The 10,198-nt window shown below is 70.1% G+C and carries 11 protein-coding genes; all 11 read right to left on the bottom strand.

Annotated features, from left to right (window positions below):
* A partial coding sequence (locus AB0389_RS37375; RefSeq protein WP_366400046.1) for a DUF317 domain-containing protein occupies positions 1–1,066 on the bottom strand: 1,066 nt, incomplete at its 3' end.
* A 65-nt stretch (positions 1,067–1,131) separates the two neighbouring features.
* On the bottom strand, positions 1,132–2,250 hold the full coding sequence (locus AB0389_RS37370; protein ID WP_366400045.1) for a DnaB-like helicase N-terminal domain-containing protein: 1,119 nt from the start codon (positions 2,248–2,250) through the stop codon (positions 1,132–1,134).
* On the bottom strand, positions 2,250–3,515 hold the full coding sequence (locus AB0389_RS37365) for a DNA cytosine methyltransferase (RefSeq protein WP_366400044.1): 1,266 nt from the start codon (positions 3,513–3,515) through the stop codon (positions 2,250–2,252). The genes AB0389_RS37370 and AB0389_RS37365 overlap by 1 nt, the downstream gene beginning before the upstream one ends.
* The gene (locus AB0389_RS37360) at positions 3,512–4,375 is read right to left on the bottom strand and encodes a hypothetical protein (protein ID WP_366400049.1); all 864 of its coding nucleotides are present in this window, start codon (positions 4,373–4,375) and stop codon (positions 3,512–3,514) included. The genes AB0389_RS37365 and AB0389_RS37360 overlap by 4 nt, the downstream gene beginning before the upstream one ends.
* A gap of 583 nt (positions 4,376–4,958) precedes the next feature.
* Positions 4,959–5,531 carry a hypothetical protein gene (locus AB0389_RS37355; protein WP_366400043.1) on the bottom strand — a complete coding sequence of 191 codons (573 nt, stop codon included), beginning with the start codon at positions 5,529–5,531 and terminating at the stop codon, positions 4,959–4,961.
* 32 nt (positions 5,532–5,563) lie between these two features.
* Positions 5,564–5,755: a hypothetical protein gene (locus AB0389_RS37350; protein WP_366400042.1), complete on the bottom strand. Its 192-nt coding sequence runs from the start codon at positions 5,753–5,755 to the stop codon at positions 5,564–5,566.
* Positions 5,752–6,309, bottom strand: a complete 558-nt coding sequence (locus AB0389_RS37345) for a hypothetical protein (protein ID WP_366400041.1) — start codon at positions 6,307–6,309, stop codon at positions 5,752–5,754. Before AB0389_RS37345 ends, AB0389_RS37350 begins: the two co-directional genes overlap by 4 nt.
* A 110-nt stretch (positions 6,310–6,419) precedes the next feature.
* Positions 6,420–8,216 carry a TraM recognition domain-containing protein gene (locus tag AB0389_RS37340; RefSeq protein WP_366400048.1) on the bottom strand — a complete coding sequence of 599 codons (1,797 nt, stop codon included), beginning with the start codon at positions 8,214–8,216 and terminating at the stop codon, positions 6,420–6,422.
* Positions 8,217–8,265: 49 nt separating this feature from the next.
* Complete coding sequence (locus AB0389_RS37335; RefSeq protein WP_366400040.1) at positions 8,266–9,021, bottom strand: DUF317 domain-containing protein; 756 nt, start codon at positions 9,019–9,021, stop codon at positions 8,266–8,268.
* 5 nt (positions 9,022–9,026) lie between these two features.
* Positions 9,027–9,341 carry a hypothetical protein gene (locus tag AB0389_RS37330; protein WP_366400039.1) on the bottom strand — a complete coding sequence of 105 codons (315 nt, stop codon included), beginning with the start codon at positions 9,339–9,341 and terminating at the stop codon, positions 9,027–9,029.
* 83 nt (positions 9,342–9,424) lie between these two features.
* Complete coding sequence (locus tag AB0389_RS37325; protein ID WP_366400047.1) at positions 9,425–10,084, bottom strand: DUF317 domain-containing protein; 660 nt, start codon at positions 10,082–10,084, stop codon at positions 9,425–9,427.
* Positions 10,085–10,198: the final 114 nt, after the last annotated feature.

Genomic DNA, 10,198 nt, shown 5'->3' with positions numbered 1-10,198 from the left:
GCGGCTGGGTGGCCGCGGTGACCATCTTCTCGTCCACCGGGGAGCCGATGGCCGTGTCCCAGCCGTCGCCATCGGCGAGGTGGGTCAGCAACTGCTGCAGCACTGGGGCTGGGGTTGTGCCTGTCGCGGTGAGGACCCACATGCGGTCGGAGACGGGTGTCTCGTAGGCGGCTACGGTCCACGCGGTCTCGTGGGCGGGGGTTTCGTGGACGCGCTCGATGCGCAGGGTCTGCGACTCGTGGATGGCGTGGGTTGTCTCGTCCGACCAGGTCCGCCACTTCTCGAACTCGCTGTGTGTGTCGAGGAAGGCGTCGAGAAGAGCGTCGTGGTCGCCGGCATCGGCCAGGTAGAGGGGGACTGTGTCCGGCTCTGCGCGGGAGTATTCGGATGCGGTGGCGGTCACGTTGGAGACGGAGCGGGCTTCGATGGCGGCGCGTTCGGTATCGGTCAGGGGTGCCGGGCCGGGGCGCATCCTGGCCGAGTGGACCTTCTCGAAGACGAGCAGGGCCCGCGCGGGTGAATCGAAGGTGCCGGCGACATGGCGCAGGTGGTTCTCGCCGTACAGGTGGACGGACTTGCCACCTGCGCCGAGGTAGGTGCCGACCGCGACGGTGGTGTGGCCGTCGTGGGCGTGGGCGTGGATGAGGAGCCGGCCGTGGCGGATGTCGTCGTGGGCGTGGGCGTGGATGAGGAGCCGGCCGTGGCGGATGTCGTCGTGGATCCTCTGCGCCTGGGTGGAGACCTCGCGGATTTCGCTGCGGGTGCACCACGGCATCGGGTAGTTGGGCCAGGCCCCTTCCTCGTCCATCGCTTCCCGGAGCCGAGGGGTGATCTCGACGGTAATGCCTTCGGCGACCAGGTGCTTGGCTGCGTCCTCGGCCCAGTAGGGCTCCTCGTGATCGATGCGGGCCAGGACCAGGACGTTGGTGGCGGTGACGGACCAGTCGGCTGCTTCCAGAGCCGTGAGGGCGACGCGGGCCTGGGTGCCGGTCAGGACGGCGGTCACGGCGCTGGCATGAGTGGGATGGGTGTCGAGGCGGACGTGGGCGTCGATGGCGGGAGTCACATTGGGCTGTCGTCTTTTCTGCAGGTGGCCGGGCCTTCGGGTCCGGCCACCGGCGTACGCGGGGGCTATCGGGTTGTTCGTGCGGCGCGGGCGGTGTGCGCGGGCGTGGTGGTCGGCGGTCCGGCGCGGGTGGTGGGTGCCGGTCGTCGCCGCTGTGGCGGGGCGGATCCGGTGGCGTGCTGCCAGCGGGTGCGGACAGCGCTGATGTCGGCGAGGGCGCGGCGGGCGCCGACCACGAGCTGGAACGGGGTGTTCGCCGGGTCGCCGGCATACGCCTGGATGCGTCGGCCGGTGTGCTCGGCCGTGGTCAGGAGGGACCGCTGCAGGGCTCTCTCGCCCCAGTGCTCGACCGAACCGGCCGGTTCGGCCAGCAGACGGAGGACTCTGCCCGGTTCGCTGCCGTCGTTCAGCACCCCGCGCTGCTGTGCCTCCCACAGGACGGTGACGGGATCGATGGGTTCGTGGCGTCGGGCCAGGGCGGTCAGGCACTGCCACAGGCCGGAGTGCAGAGGCAGGGTGAAGTCGTCGGGGAGGAGCCACCGGACGGAATCGATGTCGGCGGGGTAGGCCGTGGCGGTGGCGAGCAGCAGCTGCTCCTCCTCGACGGCCTCCGTGTGGCCGGGCGCGGCGGGCGGCGGCGGTGCCGTGGTACGGGGCAGCACGCCTGCGCGTGGCGGGAAGCGGACCGCGATGTCGTCCACGACGGCGGCGAGCGTGTCGGTCTCGGTGAGCACCGTCTGTACGGGGTGCGGGAGGGAGACGTCGTGGACGGTCCGGACGAGGCGTTCGGCGGCCGTCAGCAGACGGCGCCGGGCGTGTTCCGCTTCGACCATCCGGGCGTAGGCCGGTGCGTGGCTGGGCCAGGGGCAGACCTGGACGAGCGTGTGCAAGTAGGAGGTGGTCAGGCCGCGCGCCTGCTCGCGGCCTGTCGCGAGTACGCGGTCGAGCCACTTGGTGTTCTTCGCGTGCTCGGCGGGGTCGGGCGGCGGCAGGGCGCTGATTGCGGTGTACAGGGCGGCGTGCGTGGCGGTAGAGAAGGAGTCGGCGGCGATGCCGGTGACGTCGCTGAGTCGGTGCGGATCGAGGAGGAGGGCGCCGAGGAGGGCCTGCTCGACGTGGAACACCGGCTGGGGCGGTGCGATGGCGTCGAGGTCGTCTTTGTCGGGTTCGGGGGCATGGGGCATCAGGCGGCGAGAGTGAAGTCGTCGGGGTCGAGGGTGACGCCGAGGTGGGGAGCGAGGAGGTGGCCGGCGAGCAACGGCGGTACGGCGTTGCCGATCTGGGAGAACTGCTGGCCCTTGTTCCCGGCCCACGGGTAGCCGGCGGGGAAGGTCTGCAGGAGGCCGGCCTCGCACGCTGTGATCCGGATCGGCACCGGCGGGGTGCCGGTGTCCTCGGTCGGAGACCAGGCCAGTGCGGCGACCCAGGTGCACTCGTTCGCCCGGTGCCCGAAGAACAGCGTGCCGGCCGGCTCGGACAGCGGACGGACGGTGGCGTTCGCCTGGTTGTTGCTGCGCAAGGACCAGGACCAGCGGTGGGCCTCGGCGACGGAAGTCGCGGCCGGAGCGTCGGCGGCCTGGGTCTCACGTGCGCCGGGCCGGGCCGTCCATCCAGCGCCCCCGTGGCGGGACTGCCGGATCACTCCGTCCGGTCGGGGCATCCAGGTGCCGCGCTTCCGGGCGTCGGAGAGTGTCCGGCGGGAGCCGGACGGGAACGGTTCGGGGCCGCCGCCCGGCCCGCCGCCGGCGCAGACGGTGGGGACGGGGCGGTCGGTGGCGCCCCAGCCCAGGGCCTGGGCCATGCTGACCCAGCGGGCGCGGCCCGGCCCGAACAGGGACTGCGGTTCCGCGACCCGGGCATGGGTCGGCGGGGGAGGTTCGGCAACCCGCACGCGGGAGGCGAGGAGGATCGCCCGCCTCCGCGTCTGGGGCACTCCGTAATCGGCGGCCTGGATGATCCCGGTCCACACGGAGAACCCCCAGCTCCGCAGGATGGCCGCGTACTGCTTCCACAGGGGCAAGACATCGGGGACTTCCTCCATCGCGATCCACTCCGGTTCGCCGACCGTGTTCAGGGCGTGGAGGTAGCGCATCGGCTCGGCGGCCAGCAGGGAGCGTCCGTCCTGGCACGCGGTGAGGAGCCGCGCGCGGGTGTCGCGTCCGGTGGCGAGGTCGGCGACCGCCTGGTGGACCAGCGGCTGGTCCACCAGCCCCAGGCGCTTGCCCGCCATCGACCACGCCTGGCACGGAGGACTCGCCAGCAGCCCCGTCGTACGGCCGAGCCACGGCCACGTCGGATACACCGCCACATCCGTCCGCACCGTCAACTGCCCGGCCCGTACGCGGGTCCGGCAGGCCCAGGCATCCCACTCCAGACCGACATCGCGGACCCCGAACACGTTCAGCGCATGGCTCCAGCCACCGGGACCCGCGAAGAGATCGAGTATCACGTGGCCAGCCCGAAACCGTCCTGCGCCAGCGCATCCGCATCCCCACGGCACGCCCAGGGAGAGCAGCCGTCCGCGACGCCGTTCTCCAACTCATCGGCCTCGTCTGCCTCGACGCGCAGGGCGGCCCGTTCTGCGGCAGTGACGTGGTCGATCGGCGCCTGACTCAGCGGGACGCGGGAGCGGTGCAGGAACGCCTCGCCGAGCAGTCGGTTGCCCGCCGCGTCGGCGCGGGCGTTTCCCTGCCGGATGGCCGCGTCGAATGCGACGACGTCCGCCCACTCCGACGGGGAAGTGTCCCTGATGCGCCTCCACTGGGCGTTACCGTGGAACGGGCATCCCAGGCAGCTCGATTTCGGAGTATCGGCCAGCCCGAGCGAGGTCAGATAACGAACACAGTCGGACCTGCTCCAGGACAGGTCCAGAAGAGGATGCCGGTTGCGCATATACATGACGTCGGCATCCTTGGCGCGATGGAATTCATCGGTCGAGATTCCCACCCACTGCTCGACGAAAACCCCCTTGGGGATACGCAAAGGGTGGGGGTAGCCGAGCAGATCGCGAACCTTCTTCTTTATCGGCTTTATCTTATATTCGCCTGTGCATTGCCGTCGGGTCATGCCGGGTCGCCCGTCCTTATTGAGAATATGGAGGGGCATGGATGCGAACCGGTGATCCGGGTTCAGTGCGTCGTTGCGAATGTTCCCGGAGGACACGCGCAGAACTGGAATTCCGGCGGGTCTGGCTATCTCCTTCTCCATGCGGTCAAGGTGCGCGTAAACCGTTTCGGGCTCCCAGCCGGTGTCGGCGAAAATCGCGAAGTCGACCTTCGGCAGGATGCCGTTGGCTGACAGGGCGAGCAGGGTGCTGGATTGAACTCCCGCGCCAAGAGAAAGGGCACGAAATTGCGGCTGATCTGAAATGGTGTCTCCTGCGGGTCGGGAAATGGGGGAGCATCCGCAATGCGGCTGATGCGTCAGCGGTTGAGGGGGGAATTAGCAGCCACTGCGGGATATGGCGTGAGAGAGGACGAGGGCTGTCGACGGCCATCACGCCGGAAAGCGCCGACGCGGCCGAGCAGGCGGGCCGGCCGCTTGGGGCCGTGGCGGCTGACGGAGTTACGAGTAGGTCATGACGGCGGGTGGGCCGCAGGGCTGCGGCGTGCTCGATAGCGCGGAGGGCACGGTCGAGGATGTCTCCGCGTCGCAGGGGTGCACTGGTGGGCAGCCTGGATGACGGGTCCGTGAAGGCTGTGCGTCATGGTGGGTGATGCCGTCCTCGAACAGGTCGGTACCTGCCCGCGCGATTTGGCCGAGGTGACGCGGCTCGGCGGTTGGCGGGTGAGGCCGGCGGGGACGAACACGCCGAGCGTGCAACAGGATTGCGCGAGGAGTAAGCAGAGGGTCGGTGACCGGGGGCGCTGTGGCTGGGCTGCTTCGCCGCGGATCAGCGGTGACGTCCGGTCGTTGGAGTCAGGGTGGTCGCGGGGGCAGCGGCGCTTGGGCCGTGATGGCGGTACGCGTCGGGCGCGGTATCCGCGCTGGGCGGGCTGCTGAATGTGGGAGCCACGCGGTCGAGGACCTGGGCGATCTGCTGGGCCTGGTCGTGGGCGTCATGGAGCTGCTTGGCGATGTCGTCGGGGAACCGGTCCCATTGAGCTCGGTACTGGTAGCGCTGGATGATCTCGGCGGCATTACGCAGCTGTTCGGCGACCTGCCGCAGGACTGCGGTCTTCTGCTCGGGGGCAGTCGCGGTGTGCGCGGTCTGCAAGAGCGCGTCCAGGGCGGCGGGCAACGTCTCGTCGTCCGAGGGGAGGCCGTAGAGAGTGGCGTGCAACGCCTGGGCGAACACCGTCACTGGCCCTCCCCGGCTGCGGGCGCGGTACTCGACCGGGGCCTGTCGGCGGGCGCCGAAGCTGACGGTCACGTCACGGGGAGCGGCACCGGGGTGGAGCTGATCGGCGAGGGCGCAGGCGAGAGCATGCGCGGTCGGGGTGTCGGAGGGCGTGGTAACTCCCATTCGGACGGCGGTGATGACGTTTACGAGGGTGGTCAGCGAGTGCGGCCGAAGGTGGCAGCCAGGCCGCGGCATCCATCGGTGGTGAGGTGGACCCGCTCGTCCGCGAGCCAGAGCGGGCATGGCTCGCGGGTCACCAGGCCGCGGGACTCCAGGGAGCGGATGGTGCTGATGGAGACGCGGGTGTCGTCCCTGCGGATGAGCGGCTTGTCGTCGGTGATGGTCACCTCGCCCTGCGCGACGGCGCGCAGCACTGCGCCCTGAGCGGGGGACAGTGCGGGCGGCTGGGCAACCGGTGCATGCCCCGGCGGCGCCGTTCGGTGACGAACAACTTGGCGGTGGTCAGCGCGTCCTGGGCGCCCAGGACGATCAGGTCCCGTACGAGGGTGACGCGGCTGCCGGCCTCGTCCAGGGCCTGCTGGTAGGTCAGGCGGGTCAGAAGCCGGCCCTCGTCCTGGACGGGGATTCCGGCGTGCGTGTCGTCGAGGAGGGCCACGGCGCCCAGGAGGAGGTCGGTCGCGTCGGCGGTCAGGTGGGCGAACTGCCGCACCCGCGCGTACACAGCGCGGATCGCTGGACTGTGGTACATCGGCTCGGCGTTGAGGATATCCACGATGTGCAGCGCCGAATCGGCGAGGTGCTGGGTGAAGGCGGCCTGGTGGGTGAGGTCGGTCGCGGTGTTGGAGCCGGTTGGCCGGGTCCGGGTCAGGGCGTCGTTGTGCCGGGTGAAGTCGGAGGCCAGGAGCAGGAGGTGCTCGGCCGGCGCGGTCGGGCTGTTCATCGGGCGTGGAGGGTTCCGTTCAGCAGTGGATGGTGGCGGTGCCAGGCGCGCATGAAGTCCTTCGCCTCACGTGAGCGGACCGGCACCAGGTGCAACCGGGCGTCTCTCACTCACGCGGCTTTCCCGAAGTCGGCCTGCGTTGGCGCGTGCTTTGCGACGGCGCGGGCGGTGATCGCCTTCGACGCGCGGGCGGACGCGGCGGACAGCTCCTCCGCTCCGGGTTCCAGGTACCACGGCCGGAGGTCGAGCATGGCGGCACGCATGCCGGTGGCGAAGCAGAGCGCGGTGCCCTTGGGGAGGGCGCGGATCGCGTCGGCGGGCAGGATCCGCTCCTGTCGCATGCTGACCGAGGTCGACTTGCCGGACTCCGAATGTGAAGTGGAGGTCGTCTCCACGTCGTGGTCGCCGATCAGGCGGCTCAGCTTGTCGGCGAAATCGGGGTCGTCGATGCCGCTGCCGATGACCTTGACGGTCGATGCGGACCACAGGGCGTCCATGCCCGCGTCCGACCAGACCTTCTGGCCCTGGCGGTAGGACTGCAGGATCGTGATCGGGATGATGCCACGGCTGCCGAGGTGCGAGTACAGGTCCGGAAGGTCGGAGATTTTGCACACGTTGGCTGCCTCGTCGAGGATCGCGAGCATGGGTGGGTCGAGGCGTCCGCCGGTGCGTTCGGCCTGCGCGGTCGCGGCCCGCATCACGGAGTCCGCGCACGCGGCGATCAGTGCCGAGGCGCCGCCTCCGCCGTCCTTGCTCAGGAGGAAGAGGGTGTCGGTGGAGGTGACGAACTCTGCCGGTCTGAACTCGCGCACGTCTTTCTGCGGGGTGACCCAGGCGGAGATCTCGGTGTTCAGCAGCGCGGCGGCGTACTGGCGGGCCGTCTCGTAGATGCCGTCCCTCGTCTCCGGCGGTCCCTCCACGGTGCCCTTGAGCTGGGCGGCGACGGCGGCGAAGCCGTGGTCGCGCAGGATGTCCAGCGGGGTGCGGTCGGCCGGGAAGGCCAGCCAGCTCATGACGTCGGTGATCGGGCGCTCGTCGAGGGCGGCGGCGAGGAACAGCTGCGACAGGATGTTGGATCCGGCCTTGGACCAGAAGTCGCCCTGCTGGGAGGCGTCGACGCTCGCGGCGAGGAAGTGTCCGGCCAGTCTTCCGGCGCCGTCGAGGGTCTTGGCGTCGGCGAGAGGGTTCCACCACATTTCGCGGGCGGTGTGCGCGATCTGCTGCGGGTCCATCGACCACACCTGCCCCACCCGGGCGCGGGCGTCGTAGGTGGCGGTGAAGGCATCGCCGGCGGCCTTGTTCGAGGTCAGGAGGACCGGCCCGGGCGCGGCGAGGATCGAGGGGATCGCCAGCGACGTCGTCTTGCCGGAACGCGGCGCCATGATCGCGACGGCCACGTCCTCGTACCCCATGCGGACCTCGTGCTTGGTGCCCTGCAGATTGCCGAGCAAGATGCCGGTGTCCTGGGCGTCGATGCGTTTGGCGTCCTTCAGACTCGGGCGCAGCGAGCGGGCTTTCGCGGTGATGGCCCTGGACATCAGCGGCTCGATGTCCTTCGGCTTGGCCATGCCGTCGATGCGTTTCTTGCGCCCGCCGCTGCCGTCCTTGTGCCGCTTGTACAGCACGGCGCCGGCGGCGGCGAGGGCGAGCAGTACGGCGCCCGGCAGGATGCGTGTGCCGAGCAGGCGGGACGTTTCGCCGAGGTGGGGCCACAGCTGATCGGGGTGGAGCAGGGCCTGTACGGGCTGGTAGGGGGCGCTGGTTCCGGCATCGGTGGCCCAGGCGGTGATGTTGCCGCCCAGCCATGCCAAGTTGGCCAGGGGTACGGCGATGGCGAGGACGATGCCCAGGACGCGGAAGGCTATGTCGTAGCCGTCGCTGTTCGAACTGGTGGAGGGCTGGGGCAAGGGCTGTTCCAAGTGGGCGAGGAGAAGTGGGTTTGCCCGGAGCGGCGCGTCAGCGGGTACGGCGCGGTGAACTCGTGTGTGGCGGTGGTGCGGCAGCGGGCGGTGCGGGGTGTCGCGCGGCGAGGAGGGCGGTGCGCCGTTCCAGGGCGAAGGCGATGTGCTCGGCGGGCACGCGGTGGGTGCTCACGCTCATGCGGTCGCGGGCGAGGCCCGGGATCTTGCTCGGGTCGCGGGTGACGGGGGTCTGGTCGGCGAGGGAGCGTGTCACGGCGGTGATCAGGTGGGCCGGGGTGCTGCCGGTGAAGTAGGCCCGCCAGATCGGCGGGTGCTCGATCACCCCAGTCTGGATGAGCCACGGGTCGCTGTCGGTGGTGCCGAGGCGCTCGACGCGTGCAGTGCCGTCGGGTGAGACGAGACCCCCGGAGTCGCGCGGGGTGTGCCATTCGGCTTTCCGCAGAGGGGCGGAGGGGTCGGCTGCCGGGGCGGCTGGTCCTGCCGGATCGGTGAGGGCATCGGTGAACGCGGCGATGATCTCGACGGGAGTACGGGCGCCGAAGGTGGCGGCCCAGCCGGGCTGGGCCGCGTCACGCGCGTGCCGGACGGTCCACCACGGATCGTCCGGATCAGGGTCCATGCGCAGCTGTTTCAGCTGGTCGGGGCTGGTGAGCAGGACACGGGGCATCAGCGGGTCGTGTCCGTAGCTCCAGCCGCAGGCGCGGTGGAGCGGGACGGTGATCCAGCCGGGGTCGCCGCCGCCGGCCAGGTGGCGCGGAGCGATAAACGCCTGCTCGACGGTTACGGTCACCTCCGTCACCACCGTGCCGAATACGCATGGGGGACGGCCTCGGGTACCGGCGTCACCATGGCAGGGACAGAGGGGGCGCTCTGGTGGCTCTGCACCGGCGTGTTGATCTCGATGAGGGCCTTGCCCTGGATGGCCCACTGGTCGAGGTGGTGCCAGGATTCGGCATGACTCTCGGCGAGTGGTCCGTCGTACGCCTCGGTCCCGGGCACGGCGTAGGTGTCCCAGACGGCTCGGATCTGCTTGTTTTCCCAGAGGTAGAGGGCGAGTTGGCCCAGGTACAGCCGATTCGTGTCGTCGGCGGGTGGGGTGGAAATGGGCAAAGGGGGAGACTCCGAAGTATTCGCGGGCACGGTGCGCCAGAACGAGGGGGATGGAGCGCCGGGCCAGGGTTCGCCCGGCCTCGTCATCGGATCCGGGCTGCGGTGCTGGGTGGGGCGGTGGCCGGGGCCGGAGCGCCGCGTGTGCTCGGTGCGGCGGAGCGGCGGGCTTTGCAGGCGGCGGCGCGTGCGCCCTTGAGGCGGGCTTCGTGGGCGTCGGCGAGTTCTTTGCCCTGGGGGCCGCGCTGCACCTGGCTGACGAGGTGCGCGTGCGGAACGTCGTACATGCCGCGCTGGACGGGCTCGGAGCTGGCCAGGGCGGTGGTGAATGCGGAGATGAGGTGCGTGGGCATGCGGTCGTCGAGGTATGCGTGCCAGATCAGGGCCTGTGTGTCTCCGTAGTCGTGCCTGGCTTCTGCGGTCCAGAGGAAGTGTTCTCCCGGATCGAGGCTCCGGCGGCTCAGGCTCATGATGCCGTCGGGGTGGGTGGCACTCTCATTGCCGCGTGCGTCGCGCTCGTAGGTCCAGCCAGCCGCGGTGAGGGGCGTCCATATCTCCGGGGTGGTCTCGGGCACGGGCGCGAGCAGGGCGTCGGTAAGGGCGGCGAGGATCTCCACCGGAGTGTTGGCACCGAACTGCGTGTTCCAGCGCCGCTGTTCGACATAGCTGCAGATTCGCCACCATGCTTTGTAGGGCTCGGGTTCGGGTTCCAGGACGACGCTGTGGCGGTAGTCGGGGCTGGCCAGTACGACGTGGGGATAGTCCGGGGGCCTTGTCCCAGAAGGGTGGACACCTGTTCGTGTCGTTATGCGGCAAGTGTGATGGTAGCTGACTGCTGCTCGTAGGTGATCGGGGCCTGC

The organism is Streptomyces sp. NPDC093109 (assembly GCF_040701725.1).
Lineage (GTDB): Bacteria > Actinomycetota > Actinomycetes > Streptomycetales > Streptomycetaceae > Streptomyces.
The sequence above is the reverse complement of the archived record's forward strand: the minus strand, read 5'-3'. Positions and strand labels throughout refer to the sequence as shown.